The following is a 19,360-nucleotide window of genomic DNA, read 5'->3' on the forward strand; positions in this document are numbered from 1 at the left end:
ATGGCATGACAGCTGACAGATTTCAATATCTGTCAGCTGTCACTTGTCCGGTCGAAGGTTCCGGCGTCCCGAGGACAATGAGAGATGTCGGCGTGCAGTCACCTCGGCGGCGCCTGCCGTCGGCGTCTCGCGGACCTCGCGCCGCCATGGGAGGCGCGTCATGAGCATCCGAATCGGCACCTTCAACATGGAGAACGTCTTCCGCCGGCCCACGGCCTTCCGTCTGCCCGACGCGGCCGAGCGCGCGGAGATCCTCGGCGACTTCGCCAGGCTGGTCGCCCTCCTCGACCTGCCGGTCTACCAGGACAAGGACAAGACGGAGATCGCCGAGCTCATCAAGAAGCACCGGGCGTACGAGATCGACCCCGAGGACCCGCCGCCGATCTTCGTCAACCAGTCCCGGCCGGGGAAGGAGTCCGGGCTGTTCAGGACCGAGGGGTCGGGCAAGAAGACCACGGTCGTGGTCACCGCCAAGGGCCGTGCCTCATGGGCCGGTTGGGCGGAACTCGGGCAGGACGACCTCGACCTGGACGGTGTGCGGAACACCGGCCGGGTGGTCTCGGAGGTCGACGCCGACATCCTGCTCGCCGTGGAGGTCGAGGACCGGCTCACCCTGGAGCGCTTCAACACGCAGGTCCTGGCCGGGGCGCTGGGCAGGCGGCCGTACCCCTACAGCCTGCTGATCGACGGCAACGACCCCCGCGGCATCGACGTCGGGATCTTCAGCCGGCACCCGATCACGTCCGTCAGGTCCCACCTCTTCGACACCGACCCGGAGAAGCCCGACCGGCGTCTGTTCAGCCGCGACTGCCCCGAGTTCGAGATCCAGGTGAACGGCACATCGCTGGTGATCCTCGGCAATCACCTCAAGAGCAAGTTCCGGGACGAGCCGGACCTGCGGCTGGCCCAGGCGAAGCGCGTGGCGGAGATCTACCGGGCGGCGCTGGAGCGCTCACCCCATGTCGTCGTCGCCGGGGACCTCAACGACACCCCGGAGAGCGCGCCGGTCGCGGAACTGCGGGACACCGGTGCGCGCGATGTGATGACGCATCGCTCCTACCGCGGGCTGCCCGGCACCCACGGGACGTGCAGGACCGAGCGGGAGAAGCTCGACTACCTCATGCTCGCGCCGTCGCTGTGGGACGAGGTGCAACACGTCGGCCTGGAGACCAGGGGGATCTTCGCGGACGGCATCAAGTCCTTCGACGAGGTGAAGTCGAAGCTCACCGCGGCCTCCGACCATGCCGCGCTCTTCGTGGACCTGGACCTGTGACGAGAGGTGCCGGGCCCCGCACGGGGACCCGGCACGTCGACGTCGTCCGAGGGCTGAGAGGAGCCTCAGCAGCCGATGAGCCGCCCGGCCAGGTAGCCCTCGATCTGGTCCAGCGACACGCGCTCCTGCTTCATCGAGTCACGCTCGCGCACCGTCACCGCGTTGTCCTCGAGGGTGTCGAAGTCGACCGTCACGCAGTACGGCGTGCCGATCTCGTCCTGGCGGCGGTAGCGGCGGCCGATCGCGCCGGCGTCGTCGAACTCGATGTTCCAGTGCTGGCGCAGCGCCTGCGCGAGCCCCTTCGCCTTCGGGGACAGCTCGGCGTTGCGCGAAAGCGGCAGCACCGCGACCTTCACCGGCGCCAGCCGGTGGTCGAGGCGCAGCACCGTCCGCTTCTCCAGCTTGCCCTTGGCGTTCGGCGCCTCGTCCTCGACGTACGCGTCCAGCAGGAACGCGAGCATCGCGCGGCCGACACCGGCCGCCGGCTCGATGACGTACGGCGTCCAGCGCTCGCCGGCCTCCTGGTCGAAGTAGAACAGGTCCTGGCCGGAGGCCTTGGAGTGGGCGGTGAGGTCGTAGTCGGTGCGGTTGGCCACGCCCTCCAGCTCACCCCACTCGTTGCCGCCGAACTGGAAGCGGTACTCGATGTCGGCGGTGCGCTTGGAGTAGTGGGAGAGCTTCTCCTTCGGGTGCTCGTACCACCGCATGTTCTCCTCACGCAGGCCGAGACCGGTGTACCAGTTCCAGCGCTGCTCCATCCAGTACTCCTGCCACTTCTCGTCCTCGCCCGGCTTGACGAAGAACTCCATCTCCATCTGCTCGAACTCGCGGGTGCGGAAGATGAAGTTGCCGGGCGTGATCTCGTTGCGGAAGGACTTGCCCATCTGGGCGATGCCGAACGGCGGCTTCTTGCGCGAAGCGACCTGCACCTGGGCGAAGTTGGTGAAGATGCCCTGGGCGGTCTCGGGACGCAGGTAGGCGATGGAGCCGGAGTCCTGGGTCGGGCCGAGGTGGGTGGAGAGCAGACCCGAGAACTGCTTGGGCTCGGTGAACTGGCCCTTGTTGCCGCAGTTGGGGCAGTTGACGTCCGCCAGGCCGTTCTCCGGGAGGCGGTTGTGCTTGGCCTCGTAGGCCTCCTCCAGGTGGTCGGCGCGGAACCGCTTGTGGCAGGAGGTGCACTCGGTCAGCGGGTCGGTGAAGGTGGCGACGTGACCGGAGGCGACCCAGACCTCGGGGGCCAGGATGACGGACGAGTCGATACCGACCACGTCCTCGCGCGACGTCACCATGTAGCGCCACCACTGGCGCTTCAGGTTCTCCTTGAGCTCGACACCCAGCGGTCCGTAGTCCCAGGCGGCCTTCTGGCCTCCGTAGATCTCACTACAGGGGAAAACGAAGCCACGGCGCTTGCTCAGGCTGACGATGGTGTCGATCTTGTCGGCGGCCACGGTGCTCTCTTCATAACGACGACGGGCGACGAAGCGAGATGCTTCCAGCGAATGCTTCAGCGTACCGGCGGGGACTCCCCCTCGACCAAATCGGTGCCCGCTCCCCGCCTCGCATCCGGCCTCTTCCGGTCCGCCAGCGAGCCTCTTCCGGTCCGCCCGCGACCCTCTCGCCGGTCCTCCGCAGGTCCTCCGCCGGTCCGCTTCCGGTCCCGCGCCGGTCTTACTCCGGCCTTACCAGGAGCTTTGTTGACAACGGTTTCCATATTTGTTGAAAATGACTGTCATGAACGTACGACGCCAGCACATATCCGGGATAGCCGTGGCGGCGGTCACCGCCCTCGGTCTCGGGACCCTCTCCGCCTGCTCCAGCGAGAGCGCCGCCGCCGGCAACACGGACAAGTTCGACGTCGTCGCGTCGTTCTACCCGATGGCCTTCCTCGCCGAGCAGATAGGCGGCGACCACGTGAAGGTCACCAGCCTGACCCAGCCCGGCCAGGAGCCGCACGACCTGGAGATCAGCGCCAAGCAGACCGCGCAGCTCCAGAAGTCCGACGCGGTGCTCTACCTCAAGAACCTCCAGCCCTCCGTCGACGACGCGGTGGCCCAGTCGGAGGTCAAGACGAAGATCGACGCCGCGAAGCTCACCTCGCTCGAGGAACACGGCAACGAGGTCGGCGGCCACGCCGCCGAACACGACGACGAGCACGGCCACGAGGAAGAGGGGGGCCTCGACCCCCACGTCTGGCTCGACCCGGTCAAGTACGCCGAGGTCGCCAAGGGCGTCGGCGCCGCCTTCGAGAAGGCCGACCCGGACCACGCGGCCGACTACAAGAAGAACACCACCGCCCTGGTCGCCAAGCTCGACGCGCTGAACACGAAGTTCAAGGACGGCCTGGCCGACACCAGGACCAAGGTCTTCATCACCACGCACGCCGCGTTCGGCTACCTCGCCGAGCGCTACGGCCTGACCGAGGAGGCCATCAGCGGCCTCGACCCCGAGTCCGAGCCGAGCGGCGCACGCGTCAAGGAACTTGAGAAGATGGCCAAGGCCGACGGCGTCACGACCGTGTTCTACGAGACGCTCGTCAGCGACAAGACCGCGAAGACCATCGCCAAGGACGCGGGCCTGAAGACGGACGTCCTCGACCCGATCGAGGGCATCACCTCCAAGTCCCGCGGCAAGGACTACATCGCGGTGCAGGAAGCGAACCTCAAGGCCCTGCAGACGGCCCTGGGAGCCAAGTGATCTTTACGGAGGGCGTCATGGACCCCAAGGGCGAGCCCGTCATATCCCTGCGCGGCGTCCGCGCCGAGCTGGGCTCGCGCCCCGTCCTGCGCGGCATCGACCTCACCGTGCACCACGGTGAGGTCGTCGCGCTGCTCGGCGCGAACGGCTCCGGCAAGTCGACGGCCGTGCGCAGCGTCATCGGCCAGGTCCCGGTCAGCGCCGGGGACATCGAACTGTTCGGCACGCCCCGCGCCCGCTTCCGCGACTGGGCGCGCCTCGGTTACGTACCGCAGCGCACCACCGCCGCGGGCGGCGTCCCGGCGACCGTGACCGAGGTCGTCTCCTCCGGGCGTCTGTCCCGGGCCCGCTTCGGCGTCCTGCGCAAGGCCGACCACGCGGCCGTACGGCACGCGCTGGAGCTGGTCGGCATGGCCGACCGCGCCAAGGACTCCGTCGACGCCCTCTCCGGCGGCCAGCACCAGCGGGTGCTCATCGCCCGCGCGCTCGCCGCCGAGCCGGAACTGCTGATCATGGACGAGCCGATGGCGGGCGTCGACCTGGCCAGCCAGGAAGTGCTCGCGGCGACCCTGCGCGAGCAGGTGGCCAAGGGCACGACCGTCCTGCTCGTGCTGCACGAACTGGGCCCGCTGGAGCCCCTGATCGACCGGGCGGTCGTCCTGCGCGAGGGCTGCGTGACCCACGACGGCCCGCCGCCGAAGGCGGTCGGCCAGCACGCCCTGCCCGGCCACGACCACGTGCACCCGCACGCACCGGCGGGCGCCGAACCGATCCGCACGGGACTGCTGAGCTGATGGACATCCTCGACTACGCCTTCATGCAGCGGGCGCTGCTCGCCGCCGTCCTGGTCGGCATCACCGCCCCCGCCATCGGCATCTACCTCGTCCAGCGCCGTCAGGCCCTCATGGGCGACGGCATCGGCCACGTCGCGATGACCGGCGTCGGCCTCGGCTTCCTGCTGTCCTGGTCCCCGGTGTGGATGGCCACGCTCGTCTCCGTCATCGGCGCCGTCCTCATGGAACTGATCCGCTGGTACGGCAGGACCCGCGGCGACATCGCCCTCGCGATGCTCTTCTACGGCGGCATGGCCGGCGGCGTGATGTTCATCAACCTCGCGCCGACCGGCTCCAACGCCAACCTGACGTCGTACCTGTTCGGCTCGTTGTCGACGGTGTCCGAGTCGGACGTGACCGCGATCTGCGTCCTCGCGGCGTTCGTGGTCCTCGTCACCCTCGGTCTGCGCCGGCAGCTGTTCGCGGTCAGCCAGGACGAGGAGTTCGCGCGGGTGACCGGACTGCCGGTGCGCGCCCTGAACCTGCTGACCGCGATCACGGCGGCGGTCACCGTGACGGTCGCGATGCGCGTCGTCGGCCTGCTGCTGGTGTCCGCGCTGATGGTGGTGCCGGTCGCGGCGGCCCAGCAGCTCAGCCGCAGCTTCGCGGCGACCTTCGCCATCGCCGTCGCGATCGGCGTGAGCGTGACCATCGGTGGCACGGTCACCTCGTACTACCAGGACGTCCCGCCCGGCGCGACGATCGTGCTGCTGACCATCGCCGCGTTCATCGCGCTGACCGCGCTCGCGGCCCCGCTGGCCCGTCGCCGTGCCCGGGCGCTCGCCGCCGCCCACCCCGGCGGGGATCCCGCAGAGTGCACGATTCCGGCCACGCGAGGGGTCGACGACGGGGTCGGCGTCTGACCGCGCACAGCGGGGGCTGGCACAATGGCCCGGCAGGCGCAGACGTGAGGAGGCATCGGTGACGACCGCTGGATCGCCCGTGAAGGGCCGCGCCACGCGGCAGCGTGCCGCCGTGGCGGCGGCGCTCGACGAGGTCGACGAGTTCCGCAGCGCGCAGGAGCTCCACGACATGCTCAAGCACAAGGGCGACTCCGTCGGGCTGACCACGGTCTACCGCACGCTCCAGTCCCTCGCCGACGCCGGCGAGGTCGACGTCCTGCGCACCTCCGACGGCGAGTCCGTCTACCGCCGCTGCTCCACCGGCGAACACCACCACCACCTGGTCTGCCGCGCCTGCGGCAAGGCCGTCGAGGTGGAGGGCCCTGCGGTGGAGAAGTGGGCGGACGCCATCGCCGCCGAGCACGGCTATGTGAACGTGGCGCACACGGTGGAGATCTTCGGCACCTGCGCGGACTGCGCGGCGAAGATCGCCTGAAGCCCGTCAGGGCAGCATGTCCCCCCGGTTCACACAGGTGTAGGAGCCGTCCTCCTCGCGGCCCACGCTCTCGTACGACCAGCAGTGCAGCATCGGCGCGAGCGTCCACAGCCGCAGCGCCACCAGGGCGGCCAGACAGCCGGTGAGGACCCAGGCGGCCCGCGACCGCCACCCGGCCAGGGCGACGGCCCCGGCGGCCGGCAGCAGGGCGCACCCCAGCATGACGACGGCGACCGGGGCGAGGTTCTCCCGCAGCCCGGGGAACGTCTCCATCTCGATCGTGGCGGAGAACGCGAGCAGCACGATCAGCGCGGCGAAAGCGAACAGGCCGCCCGCCGCACAGCCGCGGACGACCCTCGTACGGGCGGCAGGACTCAATCCTGGTTGCCCTCCATCGCCAGCAGCTCCTCGTTCGGGACGGCACCGCCGAACCGCCGGTCCCGCGAGGCGAACTCCACACACGCGCGCCACAGGTCACGCCGGTCGAAGTCCGGCCACAGGACGTCCTGGAAGACCATCTCCGCGTAGGCGCTCTGCCAGAGCAGGTAGTTGGAGGTGCGCTGCTCGCCGCTGGGGCGCAGGAACAGGTCGACGTCCGGCATGTCCGGGTAGTACAGGTACTTCGCGAACGTCTTCTCGTTGACCTTGGACGGGTCGAGCCGGCCCGCCTTCACGTCCTGCGCGAGCGCCAGCGCCGCGTCGGCGATCTCCGCGCGGCCGCCGTAGTTCATGCAGAAGTACAGCGTGAGCAGGTCGTTGCCCTTGGTCTGCTCCTGGGCGACCTGGAGCTCCTTGGCGACCGACCTCCACAGCTTGGGCATACGGCCCACCCAGCGCACCCGGATGCCCAGCTCGTCGAGCTGGTCGCGGGTCTTGCGGATGAAGTCGCGGTTGAAGTTCATCAGGAAGCGCACCTCGTCCGGCGAGCGCTTCCAGTTCTCGGTGGAGAAGGCGTACAGGGAGATGTTGCGCACACCGATCTCGATGCCGCCCTGGAGCACGTCCAGGACGCGCTCGGCGCCGACCTTGTGGCCCTCGGTGCGGGGCAGCCCGCGCTCCTTGGCCCAGCGGCCGTTGCCGTCCATGACGATCGCCACATGCTCGGGGACCAGTTCGCCGGGAAGCTTCGGCGCACGGGCGCCGGACGGGTGCGGCTCAGGCGTCCGGTACTGGCGCCGCTGGCGCCCCAGGATCCCGCGTACGACCATGTGCTTCTCGTCTCCTTCGCTGCTTACTTTTCCACGTACCGAAGGGAGCGCAGGCCGCGCTCCAGATGCCAGTGCAGGTAGGCGGACACCAGCCCGCTGCCCTCCCGGACGTACCGCGCCTCGCACGCGTCCGCCGTCTCCCAGTCTCCCGTGAGCAGCGCGCCCAGCAGTTCCAGCGTCCGCGGCGACGGTACGACACTGCCGGGCACCCGGCAGTCGGCGCAGACCGAGCCGCCCGAGGCCACGGAGAAGAACCGGTTGGGTCCCGGCATGCCGCACTTGGCGCAGTCGCCGAAGCTGGGCGCGTAGCCGTTGACGGCGAGGGAGCGCAGCAGGAACGCGTCGAGGACCAGATGCGGCGCGTGCTCGCCCCGGGCGAGCGTCCTCAGCGCCCCGACGAGCAGCAGGTACTGCTGCACGGCCGGCTCGCCCTCGTGGTCGGTGAACCGCTCGGCGGTCTCCAGCATGGCCGTCCCGGCGGTGTAGCGGGCGTAGTCGCTGACGATGCCGCCGCCGTACGGCGCGATGGTCTCGCTCTGGGTGCACAGCGGCAGCCCGCGGCCCACCAGCTCGCTCCCCCGCGCGAAGAACTGCACGTCGACGTGGGAGAAGGGTTCGAGCCGGGCGCCGAACTTGGACTTGGTGCGCCGCACACCGCGCGCGACGGCCCGGACCCGGCCGTGTCCGCGCGTGAGCAGCGTGATGATCCGGTCCGCCTCACCCAGCTTCTGGGTGCGCAGCACGATGCCGTCGTCGCGGAACAGACTCATGGGGCCATTCTCGCCTACGGGGAGGGGGCCGTGTGCCCGGCCAGTACGATCGCCTGGTGGTGCGGCGGACGCTGGGGCGCGGGTTCGGATGGCTGTGGGGGGCGTACGCGGTCAGTGCGTTCGGGACCCGGCTGGCCTTCGACGCGTTTCCGCTGATCACGGTGCTGGTGCTGCACGCCGGGCCGGCCGAGGTGGCGGCGCTGGCGGCCGTGGGTCCGGCGGTGGGGGCGGCGCTGGCCGTGCCGCTGGGGCCGTGGGTGGAGTTCCGGCGCAAGCGGCCGGTGATGATCGCGGCGGACCTGGTGCGGTGCGCGGCCCTGCTGAGCGTCCCGGTGGCCTTCGCGCTGGGCGGGCTCGGCTTCGGGCAGTTGCTGCTGGTGTCGGTGGTGGTGGCCGCCGCCGACATCACCTTCACGGCGGCGAGCGGGGCGTTCCTGAAGTGGCTGGTGCCGCCGGAGGACCTGCTCGTGGCGAACGGCCGGTTCGAGTCGACGACGTGGACGGCCACCATGCTGGGGCCGCCGCTCGGCGGGGCGGCGGTCGGCGTGTTCGGGCCGGTGGTGACGGTGACGGTGGACGCCGTCAGCTATCTGCTGTCGGCGGCGGGCCTGCGGGCCGTCGGCGGACACGAGCCGCGTCCCGTGGGCGGGCCGCGGCGCCTCGCCCCGGGGGAACTGCTCGCGGGCTGGCGGCATCTGCTGACCCATCGCGCGCTGCGCCCGCTGTTCCTGAACACACTCCTGGTCAACGGCCTGATCATGGCCGTCGCGCCGCCGCTGGCCGTACTGATGCTGGGCCCGCTGGGCTTCGCGCCCTGGCAGTACGGCCTCGCCTTCGCGGTGCCCTGCGTGGGCGGTCTGATCGGCTCCCGGCTGGCGCCGCGCCTGGTCGCCCGGTACGGGCGGCGCCGGGTGCTGCGCACGGCGGGGACGCTGCGGGCGTGCTGGCCGCTGGGGCTGGCCTTCGTGCGGCCGGGACCCGCCGGGCTCGCGCTCGTGATGATCGTGGAGCTGGGGCTGATCACCTGCATCGGCGTGTTCAACCCGGTGATGGCCACGGCCCGGCTGGAGCTGACCCCGGCGGACCGGGTGACCCGCACGCTGTCGGCGTGGTCGGTCAGCAGCAAGGCCGCCATCGCGTCGCTGACGGCCCTGTGGGGCGTCCTGGCGGCCCTCGCCGGCACCCGCGCGGCCCTGGCGCTGGCGGGCGTGCTGCTGCTGGCGACGCCGCCGCTGCTGTTCACGGCCGGACTCGGCCGGGCCGTGGCGGACGAGGACGCCGGCCGGCGCCGCCTCGACGTGTCCGGCTGAGGCGTCACGCCCCGGCCGGGTCGTCGCCGTTGCCGCCGCCGGTCAGGGAGCGCAGGCCCGCCGGGTCGGGCAGGCCGTTGGGGGACGTCTGTTCCCGGGCGGCCTCCCAGAGTTGCTCGAAGCGGCGCTGTAACGGCTGGACCAGTTCCGGGCGGGCGTTCACCCCGGTCGAGGAGTTCAGGCCCAGCTGGTCGGGGTGGATCTCGTAGGAGAGGGCTCTGTCGAAGAGGATGAAGTCGATCATCTTGCCGCGCCGCAGGTGGGCCGGGAGCCGGTCCAGGGCCACCACGCGCACCTGGATGCCCATCTCCCGCTGCTCCTCGCAGATCGGGGTGAGCGCGGCGCGCTCCTGGTTCTCCTTGACGATGAACAGGCGCCGGACCGTGATGTGCCGTTCCATGATCGCCTCGCGCTGGGCGGTCAGATAGCGGTTCGCGGGTTCGGTGGACCAGAAGCCGTCGTCTACGACGCTGGTGCTGATGGCGTCGATGCTGAACTTGGTGCACTTGGTCAGCGTCATGAGCCAGTCGTGGTTCTCGCCGGGCGACTCGGCGCTGAGGTTGGTGAGGTCCTCCATCTGCCCGGCGAGGCGGTTGATCTCCTCGTGGGCGAAGTCGTGCAGGATGGCCGGCCCCATGGACACGACCTTGGTGGCGTGTTCGGCGAGCCGGGGCACCCCGTCGCCGCGCAGCTTCTCCACCTCGTTGAAGAGCTTGGTCGCCTCACCTATGTCGGCGAAGCGCTTCTCCACGACGTCCTTCAGCTCGCTGAGCTGGTTCACGAAGGACGCCATGAACTGCACGATCAGCACGGTGCCGCCGCACAGCACCGACAGCACGAGCTGCCAGGGCCCCTCCTCCTTGGGCAGCAGGACGTTGGTGAGGACGTAGACCACGCCGCCCACCACCACGGTGACCAGCAGCTTCAGCGTCAGTTGGCGTGCGCTGTCACTGCCGGGACGCCGCTGCCGGCCCCCTTGGCCGAGTGGGTTCGTCGGTGCATCCATCTCTCTTTCTCCCCCCGTCGGGATCGTGCGCGAACGGATGTGGTGGTGCGGTGGTGCGGGTTCGGTGGTGCGTCAGGGTGTCGTCAGCGCGTCGCTGTGGGCGTCCCGCCGGACGAGGTTGAGCAGCGCCAGCTGGTCGCGGACGCGCTGGGCCATGCTGTGCCACTGTCTGCTGAACCCGGGGGTCCGCTCCAGTTCCTCCCAGGGGCCGCTCAGGGCGCGGTCGACGCGGGCCTGGGGCATCCACAGGTGCAGCAGGTGGTCGACGAGCGGGCGCAGCACCTTCAGGGCGGCCGTGCCGTCGTCGGAGCCGAGCCTGAGGCCGTCGAGTTTGCGCCCGACGGTCGTCAGCAGCCAGTTGTGCAGGGCGAGGTCCTCGCAGAGCCCGGCGACGGCGGCGGGCTCGGTGCCGCGCGGCAGCCGCAGCTCGACGAGGCGCCGGCCCTCGGCGGCCTCGGTGAAGTACACGGCCGGCTCCTCGCCGTCGTCGACCGGTACGGCGCTGAAGCGCAGGCTGGTGTCGGTCGTGGTGAGGGGCTGGTCGTGGTCCAGCAGGCGGTGCTGGCGGGAGATCCGCGCGAGCAGGCCCTCGGAGACCGAGCCGACGTCCAGCTCGTCGCTCTGGTGCCCGGCCAGGAAGCCCTCGACGACCGCCTTGCGGGGGAGCCGGCCGACCGGCACCAGGACGCCGGGCCGGACCAGGTAGTACCCCCACGGCCGGCGCCGGTCGGGCCCGCGGGCGGGGGCGGAGAAGTAGGCCGTGGCCTGGAGCACCCGGCCCTCGACGAGCGCCGCGCGGGCCGTCACCGTGCCGACCGCGCGGATCTTGGCGCCGCCGGCGGTGGGCAGCCGGCAGTCGACGCCGGTGAGGACGTCCGGGGAGACGGCGTGCAGGTTGGGGCGCCGGGAGATCCGGACCGGTTCGTCGGCGCGCAGCCGCAGCAGCTGTGCGGCGACCCGCTCGTCCACCGCGTCGCGGGTGGGCAGCAGACAGGTGCGCACCTCGCCGCAGACGAGGACCGTGTCCGTGGTGGTGCCCAGGCCGCTCATGTCACAGCCCCGGCGGGAACACGTAGGAGGTGCGGTCCACGACGCCGGTGGGCACGGTGACGCCCTCCCGCGCGGAGCGGTCGGTGATCTGGCGCAGCGCCTCGGGCTCGACGTGGACCTGGTCGAGGATGACGCGGACGGCGTGCTCGACGGGCAGGAACCGGGCCGGGAGGATGCTGCACGTGGCGTACGCGGTGAACGGCGCCGCGAGCGGGTTGAGGCGGACCACGGCCGGCAGGGCGTCCCACTGGGCCGGGAACTCCTTGGGGTCCCAGTCCCGCGGGGTCAGCACCGCCGCGCCGTTGTCGCGCAGCAGGCCGAGCCGGACCAGCTGCCAGACGGAGGCGAGGAAGGCGCAGGACCAGGTGCGCTCCTCCTCCGGCCCGCTCCACAGTTCGACGTCCATGAAGACGGAGTGGCCGCGGGCCCCGGTCTCGCTCGGCGGTTCCCAGGCGGCGCCGGTGGGGTCCAGGGCGGCGGAGGTGCGGTGGGTGGGGGTGCGCCGGCCGTTGGTGAGCCAGCCGGTGCGGCTGACCGGCGGGCGGAAGCCGCTGCTGCCGGGCGGCGGGGACTCCACCAGCCGGTGCAGTACGGACTCGGCGAGTGCGGCGCGGTCGCGGTGGGCCGGGTCGGTCGTGGCGCAGGCGGACTCGCGGGCCAGGTAGTCGATGGTCAGGCCGGTGTCGGCGGCGGCCCGCAGCAGCGGGGGTATCAGTTCGGCGGGGGTGGACAGCCGGCTGAAGTAGTCGTCGATGAGGAAGCAGGTGCTGATCCGGGGGCGTCCGCCGGCCGGGAGCGGGCCGACGCCGGTGCGGGCGGCCTCCACCCAGGGCCGTACGGCGGCGAAGTGCCGGCGCAGCCGTTCGGGCCCCTCGATGAAGTCCTCCATGTACAAGTGCCCTAATTCCAGGGAGAGATGGGAGAAGGGCACGGATTCGGTGCGTGGCTGCGCGCTGGTCTCCCGGAAGACGGTTCTCCCGCCGTTCACAGCTGCCCCCAGAACGTGTCGTCGGTCAGGCGCTGCGCCAGTTCGCCCATCTTCTTCCAGGTCTCGACATTGGCGATCCGGCGGTCGTGCACGTCCTCGTCGGTGATGAGGCGTTCCTGCCACTGGAGGACGGGTTCCAGCGGAATGGAGGAGAGCACCTTGGTCTTGCCGATGCCGCGGCCCGCGGCGATTTCCTCGAGTTGGGTGTCGCACTGCTGCATCCAGGCGTACTGGGTGGTCGAGACCTGCGACCACAGCGGCGACTCGAGATCGGGGACGGCGGCCCGGACGAAGCGGATCGCGGCGGAAAGCGTGTCGTGCTGGTGGCCCATGGCGACACCGGCCTGCACGATGCCCTGCTTTCCGTACACGAGTTCGGCGGCCGCCATGACGTGCTGCCGGGTCCAGCGGTGATAGACGAGCCAGCGGGTTTTCAGGCGTCCGAGTCCGCCGCGGGGTGAGGTGGCGGCGAGGGCGAGGTCCATCGCATAACTGCGTCCGGCGCTCAGATCGACGATGATCACGTCGAATTCGCGCTTGAGCTTCAGAACGAGGTCCACGCACCGGTGCAGGTTCTCCTCGTCGGTGACGAATTCGCCGCCGGTGCGGTCGCCGGGCAGCAGCACCAGCCGCCCGGAGCCGCCGGGCCGGCTGCTCAGCACGGGGTGTTCGGTGCGGGACCAGACGTCGACCCGCAGGGGTTCGCCGGTCTTGCCCTTGAGATACGAGTGCAGGCCGCGTCCCTCGGCCTCGGTGAGGACGTCGGGCAGGTCGAAGACGGCGGCCGCGGTGGGCGAGCCGAAGTCGAAGTCCAGGTAGCAGACGTCGTCCCCGTCCAGCGCGCGGTGGTAGGCGAGGTTGGCGCTGGTGACGGAACGCCCGGTGCCTCCCTTGTCGGAGGCGGCGAAGACGAGCACCTCACACCCCCTGGAACCCGGAGCCGCCGCCCCGGGCCCGGACCAGGGCGTCCAGGCGGACGAGGACGCCGAGGGCCAGCGCGTAGGCGGTGCCGGGCTGTTCGTCGACCAGCCGTCGGGCGCGCCGCAGGTCGGCCTCGATGCCCTTGATCTCCTCGCCCTGCGGGCTCTTGGGGGCGGGGGCGGGCTGCTGCATCTGCTCCTTGCCGAAGAGGTGGGCCGCCTCGCTGATCAACGCCCGTGCCTGCTGGGAGAGTTCGGCGCTGCGGATGGGGGGCTGGTCGTAGAGGGCGTGGGCGGCGACCATGCATTCGGTGACGCGCTCGGTCATGGACCAGGACAACGGCCGCCGGCGGTCGGGTGTCTCGGGGTAGACGGCGTGCACGTGGTCCCACAGGCCGACGCCGTCGCCCTCGGTGATGCGGCGCTGCCAGAGGTGGTCGAGGATGTCCTCGGCGAGCCGCAGCAGGCGGTCCTGGGAGGCGATGTTCCGCGACAGCGAGCAGAGTTGGATGGTCCGCTTGAGCAGCTGCGCGGAGAAGTCCGACATCGTCCACTTCATGGCGGGGCCGACGGCCTCGCTGCCCAGCAGCGGCAGGGTGATGCCCGGGTCGTGCAGGCCGATCGCGGGGTCGTCGCGGGTCATGCCGCTGGTGATCCGGCCGCGTTCGGCGAGGCGTTCCATGACGGTGACGGTGCGGGTGAGGTCGTCGTCGGTGGCGCGGCGGCGCACCAGGTCGTGCACGAGGATGGAGGCGACGGAGAGGGAGAAGTACTCGGACTCCAGTTGCTGGAGGGTGGTGCGCCAGGGGATCTGCTCCAGCGGCCAGACGCCGTCGCCGAAGCGGGCGATGGCCGACCAGTACTGCTGGGTGATCTCCCAGCGCAGCCGCAGCGCGTCGGCCAGCCTCTGCTGTTCGGGGCTGAGCAGACCGAGGACGAGGGTGCGCTCGGAGAACAGGTCGGGGATGCCGTCGAGGGCGACGACGGTGAAGTACAGGTAGGGCACGGGGCGGGCGACGCCCGGGGGCTGCTTGCCGATCGCCTGGGCGGTCTGCGGCTCGACCTCGATCTCGGGGGCGCCCTTGACCAGGCTCCACGCCCAGCCGCATTCGAAGAGGCGGTTCTCGTTGCGCAGTTCGTCGGTGACGTCGGAGTCGAGGCCGAGGGTGACGCTTTCGCTGATGACGGCGCGCAGGGGCTTGAAGCGCTCCTGGAAGCGTTGCACGACCTGGCGTTCGGAGAGCCGGCCCTGGCCGAGCAGCCGGGTCAGGGACTGCCCCTGCTCGGAGGAGACGTCGACGACGTTGACGGTGAAGGAGCGCAGCAGGCTGACCATGGCGGCGGTCAGCCGGGCGCTGGTGGCCTCGCGGAGCCGTTCGATCTGGGCGAGCGTGCTCGCCCGCTGGGTCTTGCCCTGGTAGACCTTGAGGAAGCCGAGGGTGGCGAGGCAGAGGGTGACCGACATGGAGTAGGCGTCGACGACGCCCAACTCCTTCTGTTCTTTGGTGAGTTCTTCTTCGGGGTCCGCGGCGCTGAAGTAGTGGCCGCCGGCGAAGGTGGGGTGTTCGTCGCCGCGGTGCTGTTCCATGAAGTCGGTGAGGACCTTCACCAGGGTGCCGGGAACCTCACTGGAGTCACCCGCGGCCCGCAGCGTCCTTTCGACGTCCCGTTGTGTGGTGTCGGGATCGTCGAGGCGTAACGCGGTGATTTCCGTGGCCGGGTACATGAGACAGAGCAGACGCTCGGCGTCGGCGACGCTGCTGCGGCCGCCCGAGGCGCCCCATTCCCATGCCCCGTCGACGAAGGAATGGCGGGCGACGGCCTGCCACACTTCGAGCAGATTCTGTCTCGGTTTGATCTGCATGCCCATTCCCCTCGCACAGGCCCGTCACCATGGAAAGAGCGGATCGGGAGTCATTTCTTCCGTCGCCCGCAGGCGAGGATCATTCCCGTGTATCCGTCGCGCACCAGTTGCTTCGGATTGGCCATGCGATGGATCGTGAGATCTTCCGCATGACCGCTGAGCACGGTCCGCACTTCGGATTCGTCCACGTCTCGGGCCGGGAATTCATGGGCGCCCACCCGATATCCCTCGGAATGTTCCATGAAGGCGGCGGCGAAAGGGGCGCCGGGATTCAACGCGCGCATGAAGCAGCCGACTCCGCGGCGGAATTCCGTGAGGGAGTTGGTGATGGATTCCGCGACGAAGAACATGGTGCCGAGGTCCCAGCGCCGGCCGCCGCCGCAGAGGTCGAAGAGGCTGCCCGCCTCGGGCCGCTGGACGGCTTCCTTGAACCGCACCCTGGGGTCCGTGTCCAGCGTGGCATATGCCTCGTCCTTGCAGAGGACCTCCCAGAACCGGTCCCAGTGGGGGTCGTAGTGGGAGAGCTGGCCGCGCAGGTACTCCAGGTTCTTCGAGGACCGCTCCAGCAGGGTGATCCGGTCGCACCAGGGAAGCATGGCGAGAGCGGGATAGAGATTGGGCCCCGCGCCGACATCGATACCGGAAGCCACCCGGCCGCCACCGTCCCGGAAATGATCACTGAAGTGATCGCGCACCAGGGACAGGATCTCCTCGTCCACGGCCTGGATCTCCAGGTAATTGCGCTCGATGTACGCGTGGGGATCGAAGTCGTCCCAACGCACCTGCGCATTCAACTTCTGGTCAACCGTGGGCGGTCCCGGGGTCATTGGTTCAGCCTAGCAGTACGCCCAGGTCTTGAAGGAGCGGATGCACCGGGCAATGATGGACGATCAGGTATGCATATCGCACAAGAGCGAGGGCAAGAGCCATTCGCTTTGTCGATCCTTCACAAGGGGACGGTATGACTCCTCTTCCCGGAGATCGTTTTCCGTCGGCCGCCGGTTCGACAGCGGACCGGGTGGCCGGGGAAACGCCCTTACGGATCAGAGCGGCCACGGAGGAGGATCTGCCCACTGTCGTCCGCCTCGACGCGGAGGCCTTCCCCTCCGACCCCTACCCCTACTTCGTCCTGCGCCAGATGCTGGCCTCGTTCCCGGACTACGTGTTCGTCGTGGACGACGGCGAGGACCTGGTCGGGTACGTGCTCTCGACGCCGCCGAACGCGGCCCGGAGCTGGATCCTGAGTCTCGGCATCGCGCCCGGGCTGCGCGGACAGGGCCTCGGCCGGCAGCTGATGACGCGGATACTGGACCACCTGCGCGCGGAGGGCGTCCGCTCCGTGTCCCTCTCGGTGGAGCCCGGCAACGACACGGCCGTGGCGCTCTACCAGAGCCTGGGCTTCGTCCCCGACGCCGACGGCCCCCGCAAGGACTACTTCGGCCCCGGCGCCCACCGGCTGCTGATGACGCTCAGCCTGTGAGACCGGCGGCGCCCGTCGGGGTGAACCTCCGCACATAACGCCGCTGCCAGGGCGTCTCCACGGCGTGCCGGTCGTAGTGCCGGCGCACGAAGTCGACCGCCTCGGCGGCCGGTACGCCGTCCAGCACCGCCAGACACGCCAGCGCCGTTCCCGTACGGCCGCGTCCGCCGCCGCAGGCGACCTCCACGCGCTCGCCTGCCGCCCGCCGCCAGGCCTCGGCCAGCGCCGTGCGGGCGTCCCCACGGTCGGCGGGCAACCGGAAGTCGGGCCAGCGGATCCAGCGCGCCTCCCAGGCGACCTCCGGGGGCCGGGAGCCGAGGAGGTACAGGCCGTACGAGGGGACGGGAGCCGCCGGATCCAGGGGCCGGCGCAGGCCGCGCCCGCGCACCAGCCGCCCGGACGGCAGCTCCAGCACACCGGGCCCGCCCGGCCGCCACGCCCACTCGCCCCGATCCCGCCGCCCGCTCGCCGGATCCCGCTCCCGATCCCCGTCCCGCCGGCCCGCCCGACCGCTCCCCGACTCCTGTTCCATGCCCCCATTCGAACCCGTCCGCGATTCCCGGGCAACCGATTCCGTCCGACCGGCGGTCTGGAGGGCGAGGAGGGTGCTTGATGCAGGCCGAACTTGAGGCCCAGTTCCAGGAGTTCGTCAGGGCGCGGTGGTCGCGGCTGGTCCGGACCGCCTATCTGCTCACGGGCGACGCGCACCACGCGGAGGACCTGACACAGACCGCGCTGGCGAAGGCGTACCGGTCGTGGCGGCGGATCGCGCGCAGCGACAGTCCGGAGGCCTACGTCCGCCGGATGCTGGTCAGCTGCAACAGCGACCGGTTCCGCAAACGGCGGGTCACCGAGGCGCTGACCGCGGCGCCGCCCGAGACACCGGGGCGCGACGAAGCGGTCGGTCAGGTGGAGGAGCGCGGCACCCTGCTCGCCGGGCTGGCCCTGCTGCCCGCCAAACAGCGGGCGGTGGTGGTCCTGCGGTACTGGGAGGACCTCTCCGAGGCGGAGGTGGCCGAGGTGCTCGGCTGCTCGACCGGCACGGTCAAGAGCCAGGCGTCGAAGGGGCTGGCCAAGCTGCGCACGTACCCGGGACTGGCCCGGGAGGGCCGCGCGGTGTCCGGGCCGGGAGGCGGAAAGTGAACCACGGAGCAGACAGCGAACGGGACTTCGAGGAACTGGTGAGGGAACTGATGACGGACGACGCTTACACCATCCAGCCTTCCGCCGCGCCCTACCAGGCGATCAGGCGGCGGGGCCTGGTCGAGCGGCGGCGGCGGATCGCGGTGACGGGGGCGGCACTGGTGGGGCTGGCCGCGGTGCCGGCGGGGGCGTACGCCGTGGCCGGGGGGAACGGGGGCGGGGACGCTGACCCGACGACGCCCATGTCGTCGGTCAGCGCCCCGCAGAGCCCCACCCCGAGCGCCCCCGAGCAGGCGGCCTCCGGGGGGTTGCTGCTGGACGGGGTGACCGTGGAGCAGGCCGAGGACGGACTGGAGAAGTGCCTCGCCTACGACGACGCGAAGCCGTCGGGCGGGCTGGAGGAGGACCACCTGGGCACGGCCGGGGACTACCGGATCATCCTCGGGATGCACAGCACCGGCGACAGCAACGCGCCGGGCGACGGCATCTACGTCGTCGCCGTCAAGGAGAAGACCGACGTCCGGCTGATCTGCACCATCAAGGGCGGAGAGGCGACCGGCATCAACATCAGCTCGCCCGACAACAGTCCGACGGGGACGGTCGTGCCGGACATCAACAGCGGCAAGCTGTACCAGCAGTCGTACCTGGACAAGGGCAACTGGAAGCTGCCGTTCCGCTGGGGGATCATCGGCACGGTCCAGCCGTCCGTGGCCGAGGTGACCGTCTCCTACGGCGACAGCGAGGCCACGGCCACCCTCGACGACGGCTGGTTCGTCGCCGCCGGCATCCTCCATCAGCAGGTCACGCTGGCCCCGCACATCAAGGGCTACGACGCCGCCGGCAAGCTGGTCTACGACTCCGACACGGACGAGTCGTACGAGAAGAACCTGCCTTGACATGCTCCTCGCCCTGAAGGGCGAGGATTCTGGCCTTCCCGACTGGTTGCTGTGCCGCTACGCGGCACAGCAACCAGTCGGGAATCCGTGGCTTCCTGCTTCTTCGCGCTGTGCCGGGACTGCTCCTGGTCTTACCGGCGCTCCGCAGGCTGATACCGCCAGTCCGGCGGCCGTCTTCACGTTGATCGCGGCGTTGGTGTCCCGGTCGTGGACGGCGCCGCAGGCGGTACACGTCCATTCCCGCACGTGCAGGGGTTTGGGCCCGTCGCGGTGGCCGCAGGTGGAACAGGTCTGCGAGGTCGGCTCGAACCGGCCGATCTTGATCAGAGTGCGGCCGTACCGGGCGGCCTTGTAGGTCAGCATGCTGATGAACGAAGCCCAGCCCGCGTCGTGCACGGACTTGGCCAGCCTGGTGCGCGCCAGCCCCACCACCGACAGGTCCTCCACGGCGATCCCTTGGTTCTCGGAGATCAGCTTCGTGGAGAGCTGGTGATGGAACTCCCGGCGCGCATCAGCCACCTTGGCGTGGGCGCGGGCGACCTTCTGGCGGGCCTTGGCCCGGTTCTTGGATCCCTTCTGCTTGCGGG

General features: G+C 70.5%; 21 protein-coding genes. 9 read left to right on the plus strand and 12 right to left on the minus strand.

The genetic code is table 11. The annotated features are described in order from the left end of the window. The first annotated feature begins 160 nt into the window (after positions 1 to 160). Complete coding sequence (locus tag ALMP_RS14780) at positions 161 to 1,273, plus strand: endonuclease/exonuclease/phosphatase family protein (RefSeq protein WP_264927809.1); 1,113 nt, start codon at positions 161 to 163, stop codon at positions 1,271 to 1,273. A 65-nt stretch (positions 1,274 to 1,338) separates the two neighbouring features. Here ALMP_RS14780 and ALMP_RS14785 read toward each other — a convergent pair whose 3' ends face one another. After that, positions 1,339 to 2,721, minus strand: coding sequence for a glycine--tRNA ligase (locus ALMP_RS14785; protein WP_264927811.1), 1,383 nt, complete (start codon positions 2,719 to 2,721; stop codon positions 1,339 to 1,341). A 283-nt stretch (positions 2,722 to 3,004) separates the two neighbouring features. Between ALMP_RS14785 and ALMP_RS14790 the strand changes: the two genes are divergently transcribed. The 4 genes from ALMP_RS14790 to ALMP_RS14805 are packed head-to-tail and all read left to right on the plus strand — an operon-like array spanning position 3,005 to position 6,138. Further along, a complete protein-coding gene (locus ALMP_RS14790; protein ID WP_264927812.1) occupies positions 3,005 to 3,967 on the plus strand; it encodes a metal ABC transporter substrate-binding protein in 963 nt (320 codons plus the stop codon). Between the two features lie 17 nt (positions 3,968 to 3,984). Further along, positions 3,985 to 4,761 carry a metal ABC transporter ATP-binding protein gene (locus ALMP_RS14795; protein ID WP_264927814.1) on the plus strand — a complete coding sequence of 259 codons (777 nt, stop codon included), beginning with the start codon at positions 3,985 to 3,987 and terminating at the stop codon, positions 4,759 to 4,761. Beyond that, positions 4,761 to 5,663, plus strand: a complete 903-nt coding sequence (locus ALMP_RS14800) for a metal ABC transporter permease (protein ID WP_264927815.1) — start codon at positions 4,761 to 4,763, stop codon at positions 5,661 to 5,663. Before ALMP_RS14795 ends, ALMP_RS14800 begins: the two co-directional genes overlap by 1 nt. Before the next feature lie 58 nt (positions 5,664 to 5,721). Beyond that, complete coding sequence (locus ALMP_RS14805) at positions 5,722 to 6,138, plus strand: Fur family transcriptional regulator (protein WP_264927817.1); 417 nt, start codon at positions 5,722 to 5,724, stop codon at positions 6,136 to 6,138. Between the two features lie 6 nt (positions 6,139 to 6,144). Here ALMP_RS14805 and ALMP_RS14810 read toward each other — a convergent pair whose 3' ends face one another. Genes ALMP_RS14810 through recO form a run of 3 tightly spaced genes read right to left on the minus strand, consistent with a single transcriptional unit; the run spans position 6,145 to position 8,116 of the window. After that, positions 6,145 to 6,516 carry a hypothetical protein gene (locus ALMP_RS14810; RefSeq protein WP_264927819.1) on the minus strand — a complete coding sequence of 124 codons (372 nt, stop codon included), beginning with the start codon at positions 6,514 to 6,516 and terminating at the stop codon, positions 6,145 to 6,147. Further along, positions 6,513 to 7,346 carry an isoprenyl transferase gene (locus ALMP_RS14815; protein ID WP_264927821.1) on the minus strand — a complete coding sequence of 278 codons (834 nt, stop codon included), beginning with the start codon at positions 7,344 to 7,346 and terminating at the stop codon, positions 6,513 to 6,515. The genes ALMP_RS14810 and ALMP_RS14815 overlap by 4 nt, the downstream gene beginning before the upstream one ends. 23 nt (positions 7,347 to 7,369) lie before the next feature. Further along, positions 7,370 to 8,116: a DNA repair protein RecO gene (gene recO, locus ALMP_RS14820; RefSeq protein WP_264927823.1), complete on the minus strand. Its 747-nt coding sequence runs from the start codon at positions 8,114 to 8,116 to the stop codon at positions 7,370 to 7,372. A 53-nt stretch (positions 8,117 to 8,169) separates the two neighbouring features. On the opposite strand from recO, the gene ALMP_RS14825 reads away from it, so the two are divergent. Then, complete coding sequence (locus ALMP_RS14825; RefSeq protein ID WP_264927849.1) at positions 8,170 to 9,426, plus strand: MFS transporter; 1,257 nt, start codon at positions 8,170 to 8,172, stop codon at positions 9,424 to 9,426. A gap of 4 nt (positions 9,427 to 9,430) precedes the next feature. On the opposite strand, the gene ALMP_RS14830 is transcribed toward ALMP_RS14825, so the two are convergent. The 6 genes from ALMP_RS14830 to ALMP_RS14855 all read right to left on the minus strand — a co-directional run bounded on the left by ALMP_RS14830 (position 9,431) and on the right by ALMP_RS14855 (position 16,081). Then, on the minus strand, positions 9,431 to 10,432 hold the full coding sequence (locus tag ALMP_RS14830) for a DUF6879 family protein (RefSeq protein WP_264927826.1): 1,002 nt from the start codon (positions 10,430 to 10,432) through the stop codon (positions 9,431 to 9,433). Positions 10,433 to 10,504: 72 nt separating this feature from the next. Continuing rightward, the gene (locus ALMP_RS14835; protein WP_264927828.1) at positions 10,505 to 11,482 is read right to left on the minus strand and encodes an SCO2521 family protein; all 978 of its coding nucleotides are present in this window, start codon (positions 11,480 to 11,482) and stop codon (positions 10,505 to 10,507) included. A gap of 1 nt (position 11,483) precedes the next feature. After that, positions 11,484 to 12,482, minus strand: coding sequence for an SCO2522 family protein (locus tag ALMP_RS14840; protein WP_264927850.1), 999 nt, complete (start codon positions 12,480 to 12,482; stop codon positions 11,484 to 11,486). Then, on the minus strand, positions 12,467 to 13,387 hold the full coding sequence (locus ALMP_RS14845; RefSeq protein WP_264927830.1) for an SCO2523 family variant P-loop protein: 921 nt from the start codon (positions 13,385 to 13,387) through the stop codon (positions 12,467 to 12,469). The genes ALMP_RS14840 and ALMP_RS14845 overlap by 16 nt, the downstream gene beginning before the upstream one ends. Before the next feature lies 1 nt (position 13,388). Next, the gene (locus ALMP_RS14850; RefSeq protein ID WP_264927832.1) at positions 13,389 to 15,254 is read right to left on the minus strand and encodes an SCO2524 family protein; all 1,866 of its coding nucleotides are present in this window, start codon (positions 15,252 to 15,254) and stop codon (positions 13,389 to 13,391) included. A gap of 50 nt (positions 15,255 to 15,304) precedes the next feature. Beyond that, a complete protein-coding gene (locus tag ALMP_RS14855; RefSeq protein ID WP_264927834.1) occupies positions 15,305 to 16,081 on the minus strand; it encodes an SCO2525 family SAM-dependent methyltransferase in 777 nt (258 codons plus the stop codon). 191 nt (positions 16,082 to 16,272) lie between these two features. Between ALMP_RS14855 and ALMP_RS14860 the strand changes: the two genes are divergently transcribed. After that, positions 16,273 to 16,734, plus strand: coding sequence for a GNAT family N-acetyltransferase (locus ALMP_RS14860; protein ID WP_264927836.1), 462 nt, complete (start codon positions 16,273 to 16,275; stop codon positions 16,732 to 16,734). On the opposite strand, the gene ALMP_RS14865 is transcribed toward ALMP_RS14860, so the two are convergent. After that, positions 16,724 to 17,266, minus strand: a complete 543-nt coding sequence (locus ALMP_RS14865) for a protein phosphatase (RefSeq protein ID WP_309299476.1) — start codon at positions 17,264 to 17,266, stop codon at positions 16,724 to 16,726. The genes ALMP_RS14860 and ALMP_RS14865 overlap by 11 nt on opposite strands. An 80-nt stretch (positions 17,267 to 17,346) precedes the next feature. Here ALMP_RS14865 and ALMP_RS14870 point away from each other — a divergent pair, with 80 nt between their 5' ends. Continuing rightward, positions 17,347 to 17,877 (plus strand): SigE family RNA polymerase sigma factor, encoded by a 531-nt coding sequence (locus ALMP_RS14870; protein WP_264927838.1) that lies wholly within the window; start codon positions 17,347 to 17,349, stop codon positions 17,875 to 17,877. Further along, positions 17,874 to 18,773, plus strand: coding sequence for a hypothetical protein (locus ALMP_RS14875; protein WP_264927840.1), 900 nt, complete (start codon positions 17,874 to 17,876; stop codon positions 18,771 to 18,773). Before ALMP_RS14870 ends, ALMP_RS14875 begins: the two co-directional genes overlap by 4 nt. A 57-nt stretch (positions 18,774 to 18,830) precedes the next feature. Here ALMP_RS14875 and ALMP_RS14880 read toward each other — a convergent pair. Next, positions 18,831 to 19,360, minus strand: a 530-nt coding sequence (locus tag ALMP_RS14880) for a transposase (RefSeq protein ID WP_264927842.1), incomplete at its 5' end; no start/stop codon positions are given.

Origin of the sequence: Streptomyces sp. A012304 (genome assembly GCF_026008495.1) — a bacterium.
Lineage (GTDB): Bacteria > Actinomycetota > Actinomycetes > Streptomycetales > Streptomycetaceae > Streptomyces.